Raw genomic sequence first — 15,245 nt, forward strand, 5'->3', positions numbered from 1 at the left:
TATCTTTGTGTTTCGGATTCGCCTGCGCGGTCGTTCTGGCTCCCCAAACGGCGGGCATGCATCGGGGTTCGCGTCGCCGCAGCACAACAAATTCCAGATCGGCCGCTGGATGCCTGGCGATGTACCGGCCAGAAAAAAACCGCCAGGGCTGGATCGCAGCGGCTGGCGGTGGGTTTGACGGCCTGCCCCGGGTAGGAGCGGGCCGAAGGTGCGGGCGATGGCTTATGGGTACAGGCCACGCATTTCGCGGGCGTGCAGGATGCGCTGGCAGGCCACGATGAAGGTGGCGGTGCGCAGGCTCACCTTGTGCTCTTGCGCCACCTGCCAGATGCCCGCAAAGGCCTCTTGCATGATGCGCACCAGGCGGGCGTTGATCTCGTCCTCGCTCCAGAAGAAGCTGGAGAAGTCCTGCACCCACTCAAAGTAGCTCACCGTCACGCCGCCGGCGTTGGCGATCACGTCGGGCAGCACCAGCACGCCCTTGTCGTGCAGGATGTCGTCGGCCTCGGTGGTCGTGGGGCCGTTGGCGCCTTCGATCACCAGCTTGGCCTTGATCTGGCCCGCGTTGTCCTTGGTGATCTGGCCTTCGAGGGCGGCAGGGATCAGGATCTCGCAATCCACGCCCCAGAACTCCTCGGCCTTCATCACGTCGGCACCCGCAAAGCCGCCCACGCCACCGCGTGCCTTCACATGCGCCAGCAGTGCGGGCACATCCACGCCCTTGCTGTTGAAGATGGTGCCGGTGTGGTCTTGCACAGCCACCACCTTGGCGCCTGCTTCGGCAAACAGCTTGGCAGCAATGCCGCCCACATTGCCAAAGCCCTGCACGGCCACGCGGGCGCCGTCCAGATGCAGGCCGGTCAGCTTGGCGGCTTCCACGCCCACGGTGAACACGCCGCGGCCGGTGGCTTCGACACGGCCCAGCGAGCCGCCCAGGTCCACGGGCTTGCCGGTGACCACACCGGTGGCCGTGGCGCCCACGTTCATCGAGTACGTGTCCATCATCCAGGCCATGACCTGGCCGTTGGTGTTCACGTCGGGGGCAGGGATGTCCTTGGAGGGGCCGATGAGCAGGCCGATTTCGCTGGTGTAGCGGCGCGTGAGGCGCTCCAGCTCACCCATCGACAGCTTCTTGGGGTCCACGCGGATGCCGCCCTTGGCACCGCCGTAAGGCACGTTCACCGCCGCGTTCTTCACCGACATCCAGGCCGACAGGGCCATCACCTCGGACAGCGTCACGTCCTGGTGAAAACGCACGCCACCCTTGCCGGGGCCCCGGCTCAGGTTGTGCTGCACGCGGTAGCCTTCGTAGTGGGCGATGGTGCCGTTGTCCAGCTCGATCGGCACATCCACGATCAGGATGCGCTTGGGGCGCTTGAGCGTTTCCACCCAACGCGCCAGGCTGCCCAGGTAAGGGGTGACGCGGTCCACCTGCTGCAGGTAGTTGCCCCAGGGGCCGAGGTGGTCGGCCTGCAGGTACGAGGGCAGGGAGTGGGTGGGGCTGGCAGCGCCAGTGGGTGAAGACATGGTGAATTCCTTGTGGGATCAGTTCAAGCCGCGAAGCTTATGCCTGTGTCCGCACGCTGTCTAAGGCCGGAGTGTTTCAGTGCTATGCAAACTGTGCATAACCATCGGAAAGCGCCTGTTTATGCGGCACTGCAGCAAGATGAGGGCTGCAGCGCGGGCTCAAAAGCGCGTTTCGCGACCTGCCGTCCGGATCTGCCCGGGCCCCGGTGCACAGGGCTACTCGACGGTGAAATGCGCCAGCGCCGGGTCGCCCGTCGGGTAGCGCAGGTCCAGGTTCTGCAGCACCGCACGCAGCACCGTGGCAACCATCAGGTTGCGGTGCGTCTTGGAGTCGGCGGGCACGATGGTCCAGGGCGCCCAGGGCGTGTGGGTGGCGGCCAGCAGCGTGTTGTAGGCACGGCGGTAGTCGGCCCACTGCTTGCGTGCGTCGATGTCGCCCATGCTGAACTTCCAGTGTTTGGCGGGGTCGTCCAGCCGCTCCTGCAGGCGCTCGCGCTGCTCGTCCTTGCCGATGTGCAGCAAGAACTTCAGCACGATGGTGCCCGTCTCGCTGAGCATGCGCTCGAAGTCGTTGATGTGCGCCAGTCGCTGCTGGTGCTGCTCTGGCGTGACCCAGCCATTGACCACAGGCACCAGCACATCTTCGTAATGACTGCGGTTGAACACGGTGATGTCGCCCGCCTGCGGCACCTGCTGGTGGATGCGCCAGAGGTAGTCGTGGGCGCGCTCGGTCTCGGTGGGTGCCTTCCAGCCCACGGCGTGCACGCCCAGGGCGCTCATGCGGCCGAACACGCCGCGGATCGTGCCGTCCTTCCCCGAGGTATCAGTGCCCTGCAGCACCACCAGCAGCTTGTAGCGCTTGTCGGCGTAGAACAGGTTCTGCAGCGCATCCAGCTCCACCGCCAGCTCCTCCACCGCTGCCTTGTCGCGGGCCTTGTCGCCCAGCGAGAACGGTTTGGCGCCGGGGTCGATGTCGTCCAGCGACATGTGCTTGCCCGGCGGTTGCCAGGGCTGCAGGCGCTGCTGCAGGGAGGGCGGGGTGGTGGCAAAAGGTGAAGGCACGGGCGGGCTCCTGGCAGGGCGGCGCGATGCGCCGGGAATTTCAACCGGAACTCAAAGATACCCGCTGTGCGCCGGTGCCTGCTGCCACTGGTCGTGCAGCCCGTCCACCCGCACGACGGCCAGGCGCGCGAGGTCTTCGTCCGTCAGGCCATTGATGCAGCCCACGTTCACGCCATACATCTCGCCCATGGGCGTGTCGGTGCCGTGGCCAAACACGCGCACGCCGCAGTGGCGGCAGAAGTAATGGTGGTTCTTGTGCGTGCCAAAGGTGTAGCGCGTGAGGTCGCTTTGCCCCCGCACGATGCGAAAGCCCCCGGGCAGGGCCACCGCAGGCCAGAAGCGCGTGCGGCGGCAGATGCTGCAGTTGCAGCGGTAGGTGGGCTGGCTGAGGTCCAGCGTGGCCTCGACTTCGACGGCGCCGCAGTGGCAGGTGGCGGTGTGGGTGGTGGGCATGGGTTCACTCCTGAGCATGGCAGCCAGCGGACATGATCGCAAAGGATGGCCCGGCAGTCATCGTTGGGATGAACGATGTGGGGCGTGGGCCGCTTCCATGGCCGCAGCGGCGTTCAGCCATGGGCCATGCGGTAGGCCAGCGGCGTTTGCCCCGTGGCCTGCTGGAACGCGCGGTGCAGGCCCGCCTCGCTGGCAAAGCCCAAATCTTCGGCAATGCGCTTGAGCGGCAGGGGCGTGTCGCACAGCGCCTCGCCCACCTGGCGCAGCTTGATACGCCGCATCCACAATGCGGCCGACAGCCCCGTATGCGCCTGCACCCGGCGCGCCAGCGTGCGGGGCGACAAGGCCAGTGCCTCGGCCAGAGCGGGCAGGCGCAGCGCGGTGGCCGGGCAACGCTGCACCCACAGCAGTGCACGGCGCAGGGTGGGATCGGTCACAGCCATCAGGTCGTGCTCCGCAAACGCGGGGTGGGTGGTGCGCGGGCGCGGCAGCATCAGCAGCGACTGCAGGTCGCCCAGCGCGACGGCATCGAGCCGCTGGGCCAGGGCGTGCAGCATCAGGGGCAGGTGGCCGTTGGCGCCTGCGGCGGTGGTGGCGGGGCCGTCTTCCACCAGGGGCTCGTCAAAGCGCCAGTGCACGGCGCCAAACTGCTGCTCCAGCGCAGCGCGCAGCCACCAGGTGGCCGTGGCACCGCGCCCGCGCAAGCGGCCGCTGGCGGCGGCCAGCGCCACCCCGGCGCAGTAGCTCCATACCCGGGTGCGACGGGGCAGGGCGCGCAACGCCGCCACGGCGGGCGCCAGCTGTTGCTGCAGCGCGGGCGTCTGCCAGCCGTCGGGCGACGACAGCCACAGGCCGGGCACCAGCACCGCGTCCACCTCGGCCTGCGCCAGTGCCACGCCGGGCGTGAGGGCCGGGCCCTGCCAGGTGGGCACGGGCTGCAGGTCCACCCCCGCCCAGCAGGTGGTGACCACGGTGCGCTGCGCACGCAGGTTGGCGGCACGTGCGAGGTCGGCCGTGGCAAACAGGCCGGCGGGCATGCAGCCGGGGTACAGCAGCAGCGCCAGGCGCAGGGGGGGCGGGGGGGATGAGGGCATGGCAGTCGCTTCAGCGCAGGTGGCCTGAAATGGAAAGAAGTTGTCAAAACCAGCCATTTTCTCTGCACCCCAGAATCCCAACAATCCATGGCATTCCCACCGCCCCTGGAGCCCCGCCATGCAAATCACCCAGTTGCGCAACGCCACCGTGTTGCTTGAATTCACCTCCGCCGAGGGCCGCCCCGTGGGCCTGCTGGTGGACCCCATGCTCGCGCCCCGGGGCAGCCTGCCCGCGCTGCGTTACCTGGGCGCGGGCCGCCAGCGCAACCCCATCGTGGCGCTGCCCGAGGGCACCGACGCGCTGCTGCAGCGCGTGACCCACGCCCTCATCACCCACTGCCAGCGCGGCCATTTCGACCACCTGGACCGGCCGGGCAAGCGCTTTCTGCGCGAACGGCAGATCCCCGTGCTGTGCATGCCGCGCGATGCGGCGTACCTCGCGCAGCGGGGCCTGCAGGTGGTGCCGCTGGCAGGGCCCGGGCGCCAGCCGCTGGTGCTGGGCGGCCACATCACGCCCATCCCCTGCGTGCACGGCCGGGGCTGGGTGGGCCGCCTGATGGAGCACGGCCACGGCTACCTGCTGGAGCTGCCGGGCGAGCCCAGCGTCTATCTGGCGGGCGACACCGTGCTCACGCCCACGGTGCGCGACTGCCTGGCGCGCCTGCAGCCCGAGGTGTCCGTGTTGCCTGCGGGCGGGGCGCGGTTCGATGTGGGGGCAGAAATCCTGATGGACGCCGCCGACATGGCCGAGGCCGCGCAGCTGACCCCCGGGGCATTGGTGGTGAACCACCTGGAAGCGCTGGACCACTGCCCCACCACCCGCGCTGCCGTGCGCCAGCGGGCGCTGGACGGCGGCTGGGCCCACCGCCTGTGGGTGCCGGAGGACGGCGAGTGCCGGGAGTACCAGGCTGTGACGGCGCAGGTTGCTATACAAATAATAGCTAATGAGACAATATGGACGCGCGCAGAGGCCGGTTTTGACTCCTTTTTATGGCCCTGAATGCGTTACCGGGCCGCGCCCTGCGGCGTGGCGCTGTCGCGCATCAGCGCCACAAACCGCGCCGCGCCCAGGCCCAGGGGCCGCTCCTTGGACCACACCACATCCACCCACAGCGCCGTGCCGTTGCTGAGGTTTTCAAACGGCATCTCCACCAGCGTGCCCGCCGCAATGCGCGGCTGCACCAGCGCACGCGGCTGCCAGCCCCAGCCCAGCCCGGCCTCGATCAGGCCCAGCGCGGCCAGGTGGTTGTCGGTGCGCCAGTGGTGGCGAGCAAACACAAAGCGTGGATCGGTCTGGCCCAGGTCGCGGCTGGCCACCACGATCTGCCGCGTGGTGGTGAGGTGCTCCTCGCGCAGCATGGCGCGCTCGGGCGGCTCGCCGCGCGCCTGGGCGGCCGCTCGGGCCCCGGCCAGCACGGGGTGATCGGGAGCTATCACGGCCACCAGGGTTTCGGTGCCCACCTCCTGAAAACCCTCGCGCCCGTCGATGCTGGGTCGCTCGAACACCAGCGCCAGCTGCGCGCGCCCGCTGTGCAGCAGTGCCAGCGCGTCCACCTGCGGCGCGGCCAGCACCTCGACCTGCAGCAGCGGGTATTCGTGCGCCAGCGCCGCCAGCGGGCCGCGCCAGCGTGCGGCCAGCAGCTCGGGGGCGATGGCCAGGGTCAGGCGTTCTTCCAGTCCCTGGGTCAGCGCCAGCGCCTGGGCGTTGAGCTGCTGCAGCTGCTGGGCCAGCAGCCGCGCCTGGGGTTCCAGCGCGCGTGCGGCGGCGGTGGGGCGGGGCTCGCGGCCGCTGCGGTCAAAAAGCTGGATGTCCAGCTCGGCCTCCAGGTGCGCCATCGTCATGCTCACCGCCGACGGCACGCGCGACAACGCCCGCGCGGCGGCCGAAAACGAGCCCTGGTCGAGCACGGTCAGAAACACCTGCACGCTGTCGGAGTTGAAGGCCATGGTGGTTTGATCTGTCAAAAAAACTGAAACAAGCTGACTTTATGTGTCAGTGTGACGAATATAAAGTACCCGCCATGGACAAGAAACCTTCTCTTTTTGGCCTGCAGGGCGTCAAGCGCCGCGTGATCTACGTCACCCTGTACGAGCTGATCGCCATCGGCGCCGCCACGGTGGGCCTGGCGCTGCTCACGGGCCAGGGCGCGGGGCATTCGAGCGTGGTGGCGGTGGCGGCCTCGGTGATTGCCATCGTCTGGAACATTGTCTTCAACTGGGCGTTCGAGCGCTGGGAGGCGCGCCAGCCCGTGCGCGGGCGCAGTGTGGCGCGGCGCGTGGCGCACGCCATCGGGTTTGAGGGCGGCCTGGTGTTCACGCTGGTGCCGCTGTTTGCCTGGTGGTTTGGCGTGAGCCTTTGGCACGCGTTTGTGATGGACCTGGGGCTGATCGTGTTCTTCCTTTGCTACACCTTCGTCTTCAACTGGGTGTTTGACCACCTGTTCGGCCTGCCCGCATCGGCCATGGCAGCGTAGTAACAACAGCCCCGAGCGCGCTTCTTCAAACAATGTCAACCGCAGTTCGGCGGCGGGCAGGGGCGCTCAGTCGCCACCCATAATCGGCCCCATGCGTGGGCCGTTTTTATTGCTGCTGCTGCGGGGATTGCCGGGCCGGTGGGCTGGCGTGGCAGTGTTCTGCTGCATGCTGGCAGGCTGCGCCAGCAACGCCCCCACGCCGCGCGGCGAGGTGAAGGGTGCGCCCACCCATGCGGCCGAGCTGGCCCAGTCCGACGCCAACCGCATGGCCACCCTGGCCATGCAAGAGAACCTGGACGGCCTGCTGCGCCTGGCCGACAAGCTCTACCGCCGCAACCCCGCCGAATGGCGCAAGGGCAGCGCCACCAGCCGCGAGCAGGCGCTGGAGCAACTGCGCACCGCCGTGCTGCAGCGCCAGCCCTGGGCCCCACTGCAGGGCCGCCGTGACATCGCCGCTATGGCGCTGGCCCTGGCGCCCGAGTTTGCAGGCGACCGCGTGGCGGCCTTCATCCATGCCACGGCCGACATGGTCATCACGGCCCACGGCGGCAAAACGGAGTTCTTCTTGCTCGATGGCGTGGACGCCCAGCACCTCTACAACGCCGCGCGCAACGTCGAGACCGCCGCCTGGCTGCTCGCGCAGCGCCGCAATGCCCAGGGCCAGCCGCTGCTGCTGGCCGACGAGATCGGCGCCCAGGGCCGCAACCTGAGCTTCGAGCGTGAGTTCGGAAAGATCATTGCGCGGCTGGACCTGCTGGCCACTTTCACCACCGAAAAGTACCGCCGCGCCGCCATCAGCTATGTGCAGGGCATTGTGGGCGGTACCTTTTTGCAATTCCTGCCCGTGCGCTGAGGCGGCGAACGCCTGCTTGTATCACCCGGTAAAATCCGCACCTGCCCAAGGAGCGTTGCAGCGGCCTCTCACCACGACGGGGCCGTCAGGCTTGGGTACCCAAAAGCTGTAAAGCCCCACCGCAACGACGCTCACCTGTTTTTCTGCTGTCCCTGCACAGGTGAGTCCTATGTCCGCGTCTGCCCCGTCCCTGCCCCCCATGAAGCTGTCCGGCCTGGAGCCCGTCTCCATTGGCGAGGGCACGCTGTTCGTCAACATCGGCGAGCGCACCAACGTCACCGGCTCCAAGGCGTTCGCGCGCATGATCCTGAACGGCCAGTACGAAGAGGCCCTGGCCGTGGCGCGCCAGCAGGTGGAAAACGGCGCGCAGGTCATCGACATCAACATGGACGAGGCCATGCTCGACAGCAAGGCCGCCATGGTGCGGTTTCTGCAGCTCATCGCGTCCGAGCCCGACATCGCCCGCGTGCCCATCATGGTCGATAGCTCCAAGTGGGATGTGATCGAGGCCGGGCTGCGTTGCATCCAGGGCAAGGGCATCGTCAACTCCATCAGCATGAAAGAGGGCGTGGAGAAGTTCAAGCACGAGGCGCGCCTTGTGAAGCGCTACGGCGCTGCCGCCGTGGTGATGGCGTTTGACGAGGTGGGCCAGGCCGACACTTATGCCCGCAAGATCGAGATCTGCGAACGCGCCTACCGCGTGCTGGTGGATGAGGTGGGCTTCCCACCCGAGGACATCATCTTCGACCCCAACATCTTTGCCGTGGCGACCGGCATTGAAGAGCACAACAACTACGCGGTCGATTTCATCGAGGCCACGCGCTGGATCAAGCAGAACCTGCCGGGTGCCAAGGTCTCGGGCGGCGTTTCCAACGTGTCGTTCAGCTTCCGTGGCAACGACCCGGTGCGCGAGGCGATCCACACCGTGTTTTTGTACCACGCCATCAAGGCCGGCATGGACATGGGCATCGTCAACGCGGGGATGGTGGGCGTGTACGACGACCTGGAGCCCACGCTGCGCGAGCGCGTGGAGGACGTGGTGCTCAACCGCCGTCCCGACGCTGGCGAGCGCCTGGTCGAGATTGCCGAAACCGCCAAGAGCGGCGCCAAGGACGAGAGCAAGAAGCTTGAATGGCGCGGCACGCCAGAGCACCCCAAGACCGTGGGCGAGCGCCTGTCGCACGCGCTGGTGCACGGCATCACCGACTTCATCACCGAAGACACCGAAGAGGCCTACCGCGAGATCCTGGCCAAGGGCGGGCGTCCGCTGCACGTGATCGAAGGCCCGCTCATGGACGGCATGAACGTGGTGGGCGACCTGTTTGGCGCGGGCAAGATGTTCTTGCCCCAGGTGGTGAAAAGCGCGCGCGTGATGAAGCAGGCCGTGGCCCACCTGATTCCCTACATCGAGGAAGAAAAGCGCCAGGACGAACTGGCCGGGCGCGACGTGCGCAGCAAGGGCAAGATCGTCATCGCCACCGTCAAGGGCGACGTGCACGACATCGGCAAGAACATCGTCACTGTCGTTCTCCAGTGCAACAACTTCGAGGTGGTGAACATGGGCGTGATGGTGCCCTGCCACGAGATCCTGGCCAAGGCCAAGGTCGAGGGGGCGGACATCGTGGGTCTGTCGGGCCTCATCACCCCCAGCCTCGAAGAGATGCAGTACGTGGCCGGCGAGATGCAGAAGGACGACCACTTCCGCATCAAGAAGATCCCGCTGCTCATCGGCGGCGCCACCACCAGCCGCGTGCACACCGCCGTCAAGATCGCGCCGCACTACGAAGGCCCCGTGGTCTATGTGCCCGACGCCTCGCGCAGCGTGAGCGTGGCGCAAAGCCTGCTGGGCGACGGCGTGCAGAGCTACGTCGATGAGCTGAACGCCGACTACGAAAAAGTGCGCACCCAGCACGCCAACAAAAAGGCCACACCCCTGTGGCCCCTGGCCAAGATCCGCGCCAACAAGACGCCGATCGACTGGTCGGCCTACCAGCCCACCGTGCCCCGCGCGCTGGGCCGCCGCGTGTTCAAGAACTTCGATCTGGCCGAACTGGCCAAGTACATCGACTGGGGCCCGTTCTTCCAGACCTGGGACTTGGCCGGCCCCTACCCCGCTATCCTCACCGACGAAGTGGTGGGTGTGGAAGCCACGCGCGTGTTTGCCGACGGCCAGGCCATGCTGAAAAAGATCATCGAAGGCCGTTGGCTTACGGCCAGCGGCGTGCTGGCGCTGCTGCCCGCCAACAGCGTGGGCGACGACATCGAGTTCTACACCGACGACACCCGCACCGAGGTGGCCATGACCTGGTACGGCCTGCGCCAGCAGGCCGAAAAACACACCATCGACGGCGTGACCCGCCCCAGCCGCTGCCTGGCCGACTTTGTGGCGCCCAAAGACAGCGGCATTGCCGACTACGCGGGCCTGTTCGCCGTCACCGCCGGGCTGGGTGTGGAGAAGAAGGAAAAAGCCTTCATCGACGCGCTGGACGACTACTCCGCCATCATGTTCAAGAGCCTGGCCGACCGCCTGGCCGAAGCCTTTGCCGAATGCCTGCACCACCGCGTGCGCACCGACCTGTGGGGCTACGCAGCGGGCGAGCAGTTGAGCAACGACGACATGATTGCTGAGAAGTACCGCGGCATCCGCCCCGCGCCGGGCTACCCCGCCTGCCCGGACCACAGCGCCAAGACCGACCTGTTCCGCGTGCTGAACGCCGAAGAGATCGGCATGGGCCTCACCGAAAGCCTGGCCATGACTCCTGCGGCCAGCGTGAGCGGCTTCTACATCGGCCACCCCGACGCGGTGTATTTCAATGTCGGCAAGATCGGCGAAGACCAGCTGCACGACATGGCCCAGCGCCGGGGCATGGACGAGAAGGTGCTGGAGCGGCTGCTGGCGCCGAATCTGTGATGCTATGAATTAGATAGCTGCTAGCGCTTGATCAAAAAGCTCTAGCAGCCTATTTGATTCGAAAAATTGACCATCAACCTGCGCTGCCCGGCAGCTTCGCAATCACCTTGATCTCGAACTGAAAGCCATACAGCCAGGTCACGCCGATGCCGGTGAGCGTGGGGTGGGGCGCCTCGCCCCAGAACTCTGGCACGACGCCCCAGACGGTCTCGAAGTTCGCTTCGGGGTTGACTACAAACATCGTCACGTCCACTACATCGTCAAACGTGCAGCCCGCTGCCTGCAGCACGGCATTGAGGTTACTGAACGCCAGGCGCACCTGAGTGGCCAGGTCGGGCTCGGGCGAGCCGTCCTCACGGCTGCCCACTTGGCCGGACACAAACAAGAAGCCGTTTGAGCGCACGGCGGGCGAATAGCGGTTGCGCTCGTACAGCGCCTGGCGGCCTGCGGGGAAGACAACATCACGGTGGGGCATGGAAATCCTTTCGTTCTGCAGGGCAGATGATTGCGATGAAGGCACTGTAGAAGCGCGCGTTGTTCTGATAAACAGGCTAATCTGCGCACCACTGTTCCTAATTGCCAAACAATGGCGGGCACGCTGCCCCTTCGGCATGCCTCAACTACCTCTACGCCATGGACCGTTTTGACGCCCTGCAGGCCTTCGCCCGCGTTGTGGAATCCGGCAGCTTCACCAAGGCCGCCCTCACCCTGCACCTGAGCCGCACCACCGTCACACAGCTGGTGCAGCAGCTCGAAGCCCGCTTGCGCGTGAAGCTCCTGCACCGCACCACCCGGCGCGTGCAGGTCACGCCCGACGGCGCCGCCTACTACGAGCGCGTGGTGCGCCTGCTGGCCGACCTGGACGATGCCGATGCCAGCGTTTCCACCGCCGCCGCCGCGCCCCGGGGCCGCCTGCGGGTGGATGTACCCAGCCCCCTGGCGCGCCTGGTCCTCATTCCCGCGCTGCCCGCGTTCCATGCGCAGTACCCCGACATCCTCCTGCACATGGGCGTGAGCGACCGCCCCGTGGACATGGTGGGCGACAACGTGGACTGCGTGGTGCGCGGCGGCGCCCTCACCAACCCCGCGCTCGTCGCACGCCATGTGGGCGACCTGCAATTGCGCGTGTACGTCGCCCCCAGCTACCTGCTGCGTGCGGGTACGCCCGAGCACCCGTTGGCATTGGAAGGCCCGCACCACCGCACCGTGGGTTTTCTGTGGGCGCGCACCGGCCAGCCTCTGCCTTTCGAGATGCGCCGTGGCACCGAACACGTGCGCGCCCAGGGCCACGACATCTGCGCTGTGGACGACGGCAACGCCTACCTGGCCGCAGGCCTGGCGGGCCTGGGCGTGCTCTGGCTGCCGGACTACATGGCACGCCCCCATGTGGCGACTGGCGAGCTGGTGCCCCTGCTGCAGGACTGGACGCTGGCGCCGATGCCGCTGTACGTGGCCTACCCACCCCAAAGGCATGTGAGCGCCAAGGTGCGGGTGTTCATTGAATGGGTGGCAGGGTTGATGGCGCTGCATGCGCCGGTGCAGCGGTAAGCGCTGCGCAGCAGAACCATGTCGGCTCTTGAGAAGAGGCACGCGTTGGGAACGAGTACCCCTCGTGCTCCTGCCTTTCCGAGGCCTACTGTAAGAGTTGGCAACAGCTGCCTTTTTCGAGTATCGGATTTATACAATCCCTCGAAAAAAAGGAGTTGCATAAATGGCCGATTCTTCACCATTGCCTCAGGATAAACGTGGTTATTTCATGCTTCCGCAAATGCCGGAAGAATCGGGTTATTACACCTATGGGACTCCGTCGGGTGGAAGAGGCCAATATGCTCACGTGCAAATGTTGAACTTCATTTTCAAGCTAGAGCATGGCTGGAGCATCACGGAAGAAAGAAAAATTGGGATTGGAAACATTAGCCTGGCCGAAGGGAAGAAATTTCCACCCCATATTAGCCATCGTAGTGGGCTGGAGGTGGATATTCGGCCTATTCGCAAAGATGGATTGAAACAGCCAGTCCGATGGTCCAGCAAGGAATACGATCAGGTCGCAACACAGAAATTAGTAAACCTGATCTGGCAGACTGGCATGGTGAAGAAAGTCGGGTTCAATGATCCGAAAATAGCTAATGCCACCTACATGAATGGGCATGACGACCATTTGCATGTTGAAGTAATAGTTTGATGAGCTTTCAAAAAAATTCAACGGCCTACTGATTGACTGCTTGATTCAATGGGCGGGGCGATCAGCTGGATTTTTAGCCGCCAAGAAAAAAGAAAAGGTCTTGGGATGAAAAAAGGTATTGCTGTCATCGGAGTACTGCTTGTTGCGTGCGTTACCGCCATTGCTGCAGACTGGGCATGGGAGTTCAAGCCAATCAACGCGCAAATGGCGATCTACTCGGGCGGTTTGGGTGACCCGATAGCGCCAACGCCCCAAGACGCCAAAGTGTCGTTCCACGTCCAGGGCAAAGCGGCCCGCGACTTGTTCGACCACATGGGTCCAGACGCCAAGAATGAATGTGGATCCGATCCCAAAGTTCGAGTGCGCGCGCGGGAGCGCCTGCAGTGCATCCGCTACTCCAAGTCAGACTACAGCTGCTACTTCGGTTTCGATCTAAAGGACGGAAAGAGCATTGGCGGCAGCATTTGCTGAGCAGGGTCAAGCGGCCTGCACCTCGTCCTCGATGCTTTGTTTGACTTGGGCGGCGTCTTGGCTGACTTCTCGACGTTGCCGGTTCGCGGCACTCCAGGTTAATCACCCACGCCACGCCGCCTCAATCGCCGCCACATCAATCTTGCGCATGCCCATCATCGCATCAAAGGCCCGCTTGGCCGCCGCGCGGTCGGGGTCATTGATGGCCTGCGTCAGCACCCGTGGCGTGATCTGCCACGACAGCCCCCACCGGTCCTTGCACCAGCCGCAGGCGCTCTCCTGCCCGCCGTTGCCCACAATCGCGTTCCACAGTCGGTCGGTCTCTGCTTGGTCGTCCGTCGCGATCTGGAACGAAAACGCCTCGCTGTGCGTGAAGGCGGGGCCGCCGTTCAGCCCCAGACACGGAATGCCCAGCACCGTGAACTCCACCGTCAGCACATCGCCCTGATGCCCTGCGGGGTAGTCGCCGGGCGCATGCATCACCTGCCCCACGGCGCTGTCGGGAAAGGTGGCCGCGTAGAACGTCGCCGCCTCCAGCGCCGTGCCGTTGAACCAGAGGCAGAGGGTGGTTTTGGGGGGCATGAGGTGATCCTGTTGGGAACCGGAGGATGATCGGGCTGAGCGGGATGGAGTCGAGATTTTGGCAGTTTGTGCGGTGTCGAATAGCTCTTTGAGATTGGGCTGGAATGGGCCCATAAGAGACATCCATCCCGCTCCGAAGCAGTCATCTAATCGAGTGCTTTGCGCAGGTAAATGGTTGCTAGAAACTCAATTCCGTAACTGGCAGCTGCTTCCACAAACGCGGAAAAATTTGGCGATACACGCGTGCCCTGAGCCGCTGGACCGAGCACGAAGACACCACTATTGTCTGACCTTGGCGCGCACGCCAGAAAGAACCGGTGATCCATGCCATCGTCGGAAATTTGCACCCATCCCGAAGGCACGCAGGGCGGTGACTTTCGCAGGAACGAACGGATGTCGCTCCAGGTCGGAGCCTCACCATCAGTGTGCGAAGCTACCAAACCAAAGACTTCAAAGCCGGGCATTAGCGCTGCTCCGTATTTCAAGAGGAATGCTCTGTAGTCGGATGGGAATGTCAGCCTGTATTGCTGCTCCACGCTCAAAATCAACGCTTCAGGCGCCGGGCCAGGGACGCTGCCCTGCTCCAAGTGCGCTATGACTTCAGGCGAGATAGAGCTGTTCATGTTGAAGGCTGTATGAAATGTCCGCTGTTGGCCGACTCCTGCCTGATGTTCAACGGGCGGCCTCAAGCGCCGCAATATAGGGCACCACGCGCGGGTGTTCATGAACCCATTGGTTGCCCAAGTATGAGAACACGGAGCCTGAGCCAATGACGGTCGCAAGCGAACCGGATTTGCTCGCCTGCAGCAGGTCGTGGGCCGAATGCATGACTGCCTCGCTCACGGCCGACTCCGGCAGCCCAGCTTCAGAATGCCACTCCTTTTGAATTGCACTTATGAGTCTGCCCGCCGCAGCCTCAAGCTCAGTTCGCGAATTTGTCATTGGGGCGAAGGTCCGGTTGTGGCCGTTATCTGCCGTTGGTTGTCTGAACCAATAGGCCTTTACCGTGCTTGGAGCCGCAAATTGTCTTGCCCCTCAGCGCGACCCCACCCCACCCGCACTCTCCGCCATCTCCAACTGCATCATCACCATGTTGACCAGCGTGTGCACCGACGGCCGTCCGGTCTCGATCACGTAGTGGGCGGTCTCGCGGTACAGGTGGTCGCGCTGGGCGTACAGGTCGCGCAGCTTGTCCATGGGGTTGCCGCCTTGCAGCAGGGGGCGGGTCTTGTCGTGTTTGACGCGCTTGAAAATTTCTTCGGGCGAGGCACGCAGGTACAGCACGTTGCCGAACTGGCGCAGCACCTCGCGGTTCTCGGGGCGCAGCACGGCGCCGCCGCCGGTGGAGAGCACCATGCCGCCGGGCTGGCGGGCCACGTCGGCCAGCACTTGGGATTCGATGTCGCGAAAGCGGGCTTCGCCTTCGGCCTCGAAGAAGCTGCGGATGGTGGTGCCCAGGGTCTGTTCCAGCCGGTGGTCCAGGTCGATGAAGGGCACGCCCGCGCGGTGGGCCAGTTGCCGGCCGACGGTGGATTTGCCCGAGCCGGGCATGCCGACCAGTGCGCAGCGAATCTGCATAGGTTCAAGAAAGAGGTCTGGGGGACGGGTTTGCGTGCTGCGGGTGGCGCTGCGCCGC

The 15,245-nt window shown here is 65.2% G+C and carries 17 protein-coding genes and 1 riboswitch; of the genes, 7 read left to right on the forward strand and 10 right to left on the reverse strand.

The annotated features are described in order from the left end of the window. Positions 1-222: 222 nt before the first annotated feature. From CBY09_RS13125 to CBY09_RS13140, 4 genes are all read right to left on the reverse strand, one after another. Positions 223-1,527, reverse strand: a complete 1,305-nt coding sequence (locus tag CBY09_RS13125; RefSeq protein WP_094290044.1) for a Glu/Leu/Phe/Val family dehydrogenase — start codon at positions 1,525-1,527, stop codon at positions 223-225. A 216-nt stretch (positions 1,528-1,743) separates the two neighbouring features. Further along, complete coding sequence (locus CBY09_RS13130) at positions 1,744-2,589, reverse strand: PPK2 family polyphosphate kinase (protein ID WP_165773907.1); 846 nt, start codon at positions 2,587-2,589, stop codon at positions 1,744-1,746. 51 nt (positions 2,590-2,640) lie between these two features. After that, positions 2,641-3,042 carry a GFA family protein gene (locus tag CBY09_RS13135; RefSeq protein ID WP_094290045.1) on the reverse strand — a complete coding sequence of 134 codons (402 nt, stop codon included), beginning with the start codon at positions 3,040-3,042 and terminating at the stop codon, positions 2,641-2,643. A gap of 113 nt (positions 3,043-3,155) precedes the next feature. Continuing rightward, positions 3,156-4,136 carry a helix-turn-helix domain-containing protein gene (locus CBY09_RS13140; protein ID WP_094290219.1) on the reverse strand — a complete coding sequence of 327 codons (981 nt, stop codon included), beginning with the start codon at positions 4,134-4,136 and terminating at the stop codon, positions 3,156-3,158. 118 nt (positions 4,137-4,254) lie between these two features. Here CBY09_RS13140 and CBY09_RS13145 point away from each other — a divergent pair, with 118 nt between their 5' ends. Continuing rightward, on the forward strand, positions 4,255-5,136 hold the full coding sequence (locus CBY09_RS13145) for an MBL fold metallo-hydrolase (RefSeq protein ID WP_240515711.1): 882 nt from the start codon (positions 4,255-4,257) through the stop codon (positions 5,134-5,136). A gap of 5 nt (positions 5,137-5,141) precedes the next feature. On the opposite strand, the gene CBY09_RS13150 is transcribed toward CBY09_RS13145, so the two are convergent. Further along, a complete protein-coding gene (locus tag CBY09_RS13150; protein ID WP_094290046.1) occupies positions 5,142-6,083 on the reverse strand; it encodes a LysR family transcriptional regulator in 942 nt (313 codons plus the stop codon). Positions 6,084-6,157: 74 nt separating this feature from the next. Between CBY09_RS13150 and CBY09_RS13155 the strand changes: the two genes are divergently transcribed. The 3 genes from CBY09_RS13155 (at position 6,158) to metH (ending at position 10,374) form a co-directional block, all read left to right on the forward strand. After that, complete coding sequence (locus CBY09_RS13155; RefSeq protein WP_094290047.1) at positions 6,158-6,610, forward strand: PACE efflux transporter; 453 nt, start codon at positions 6,158-6,160, stop codon at positions 6,608-6,610. A 166-nt stretch (positions 6,611-6,776) separates the two neighbouring features. Next, on the forward strand, positions 6,777-7,463 hold the full coding sequence (locus CBY09_RS13160) for a hypothetical protein (RefSeq protein ID WP_240515731.1): 687 nt from the start codon (positions 6,777-6,779) through the stop codon (positions 7,461-7,463). Between the two features lie 41 nt (positions 7,464-7,504). Further along, a riboswitch (S-adenosyl-L-homocysteine riboswitch) is annotated at positions 7,505-7,603 on the forward strand. 20 nt (positions 7,604-7,623) lie between these two features. Then, positions 7,624-10,374: a methionine synthase gene (metH, locus tag CBY09_RS13165; RefSeq protein WP_276208288.1), complete on the forward strand. Its 2,751-nt coding sequence runs from the start codon at positions 7,624-7,626 to the stop codon at positions 10,372-10,374. 73 nt (positions 10,375-10,447) lie between these two features. Here the strand turns inward: metH and CBY09_RS13170 are convergent, their stop codons facing one another. After that, complete coding sequence (locus tag CBY09_RS13170) at positions 10,448-10,849, reverse strand: RidA family protein (protein ID WP_094290050.1); 402 nt, start codon at positions 10,847-10,849, stop codon at positions 10,448-10,450. Between the two features lie 158 nt (positions 10,850-11,007). Between CBY09_RS13170 and CBY09_RS13175 the strand changes: the two genes are divergently transcribed. The 3 genes from CBY09_RS13175 (at position 11,008) to CBY09_RS13180 (ending at position 13,027) form a co-directional block, all read left to right on the forward strand. Beyond that, positions 11,008-11,922, forward strand: a complete 915-nt coding sequence (locus CBY09_RS13175; protein WP_094290051.1) for a LysR family transcriptional regulator — start codon at positions 11,008-11,010, stop codon at positions 11,920-11,922. A gap of 163 nt (positions 11,923-12,085) precedes the next feature. Further along, the gene (locus CBY09_RS23505) at positions 12,086-12,556 is read left to right on the forward strand and encodes a penicillin-insensitive murein endopeptidase (RefSeq protein ID WP_108723920.1); all 471 of its coding nucleotides are present in this window, start codon (positions 12,086-12,088) and stop codon (positions 12,554-12,556) included. A 48-nt stretch (positions 12,557-12,604) separates the two neighbouring features. Beyond that, a complete protein-coding gene (locus CBY09_RS13180; RefSeq protein WP_133066287.1) occupies positions 12,605-13,027 on the forward strand; it encodes a hypothetical protein in 423 nt (140 codons plus the stop codon). A 102-nt stretch (positions 13,028-13,129) separates the two neighbouring features. On the opposite strand, the gene CBY09_RS13185 is transcribed toward CBY09_RS13180, so the two are convergent. The 4 genes from CBY09_RS13185 to CBY09_RS13195 form a co-directional block, all read right to left on the reverse strand. After that, the gene (locus CBY09_RS13185) at positions 13,130-13,609 is read right to left on the reverse strand and encodes a VOC family protein (RefSeq protein WP_094290053.1); all 480 of its coding nucleotides are present in this window, start codon (positions 13,607-13,609) and stop codon (positions 13,130-13,132) included. A gap of 146 nt (positions 13,610-13,755) precedes the next feature. Continuing rightward, complete coding sequence (locus CBY09_RS13190; protein ID WP_165773908.1) at positions 13,756-14,232, reverse strand: SMI1/KNR4 family protein; 477 nt, start codon at positions 14,230-14,232, stop codon at positions 13,756-13,758. A gap of 49 nt (positions 14,233-14,281) precedes the next feature. Then, on the reverse strand, positions 14,282-14,452 hold the full coding sequence (locus CBY09_RS23875) for a hypothetical protein (RefSeq protein ID WP_165773909.1): 171 nt from the start codon (positions 14,450-14,452) through the stop codon (positions 14,282-14,284). 192 nt (positions 14,453-14,644) lie between these two features. Beyond that, positions 14,645-15,187 (reverse strand): shikimate kinase, encoded by a 543-nt coding sequence (locus CBY09_RS13195; protein ID WP_094290055.1) that lies wholly within the window; start codon positions 15,185-15,187, stop codon positions 14,645-14,647. Positions 15,188-15,245: the final 58 nt, after the last annotated feature.

Origin of the sequence: Acidovorax kalamii (assembly GCF_002245625.1) — a bacterium.
GTDB classification, from domain to species: Bacteria; Pseudomonadota; Gammaproteobacteria; order Burkholderiales; family Burkholderiaceae_C; genus Acidovorax; species Acidovorax kalamii.

What these genes read in the sequence shown, in the direction of transcription:
- CBY09_RS13125 (WP_094290044.1), bottom strand. Translation starts at nt 1,527, where the DNA reads ATGTCTTCACCCACTGGCGCTGCCAGCCCCACCCACTCCCTGCCCTCG.
- CBY09_RS13135 (WP_094290045.1), bottom strand. Translation starts at nt 3,042, where the DNA reads ATGCCCACCACCCACACCGCCACCTGCCACTGCGGCGCCGTCGAAGTC.
- CBY09_RS13140 (WP_094290219.1), bottom strand. Translation starts at nt 4,136, where the DNA reads ATGCCCTCATCCCCCCCGCCCCCCCTGCGCCTGGCGCTGCTGCTGTAC.
- CBY09_RS13145 (WP_240515711.1), top strand. Translation starts at nt 4,255, where the DNA reads ATGCAAATCACCCAGTTGCGCAACGCCACCGTGTTGCTTGAATTCACC.
- CBY09_RS13150 (WP_094290046.1), bottom strand. Translation starts at nt 6,083, where the DNA reads ATGGCCTTCAACTCCGACAGCGTGCAGGTGTTTCTGACCGTGCTCGAC.
- CBY09_RS13155 (WP_094290047.1), top strand. Translation starts at nt 6,158, where the DNA reads ATGGACAAGAAACCTTCTCTTTTTGGCCTGCAGGGCGTCAAGCGCCGC.
- CBY09_RS13160 (WP_240515731.1), top strand. Translation starts at nt 6,777, where the DNA reads ATGCTGGCAGGCTGCGCCAGCAACGCCCCCACGCCGCGCGGCGAGGTG.
- CBY09_RS13170 (WP_094290050.1), bottom strand. Translation starts at nt 10,849, where the DNA reads ATGCCCCACCGTGATGTTGTCTTCCCCGCAGGCCGCCAGGCGCTGTAC.
- CBY09_RS13175 (WP_094290051.1), top strand. Translation starts at nt 11,008, where the DNA reads ATGGACCGTTTTGACGCCCTGCAGGCCTTCGCCCGCGTTGTGGAATCC.
- CBY09_RS23505 (WP_108723920.1), top strand. Translation starts at nt 12,086, where the DNA reads ATGGCCGATTCTTCACCATTGCCTCAGGATAAACGTGGTTATTTCATG.
- CBY09_RS13180 (WP_133066287.1), top strand. Translation starts at nt 12,605, where the DNA reads ATGGGCGGGGCGATCAGCTGGATTTTTAGCCGCCAAGAAAAAAGAAAA.
- CBY09_RS13185 (WP_094290053.1), bottom strand. Translation starts at nt 13,609, where the DNA reads ATGCCCCCCAAAACCACCCTCTGCCTCTGGTTCAACGGCACGGCGCTG.
- CBY09_RS13190 (WP_165773908.1), bottom strand. Translation starts at nt 14,232, where the DNA reads ATGAACAGCTCTATCTCGCCTGAAGTCATAGCGCACTTGGAGCAGGGC.
- CBY09_RS13195 (WP_094290055.1), bottom strand. Translation starts at nt 15,187, where the DNA reads ATGCAGATTCGCTGCGCACTGGTCGGCATGCCCGGCTCGGGCAAATCC.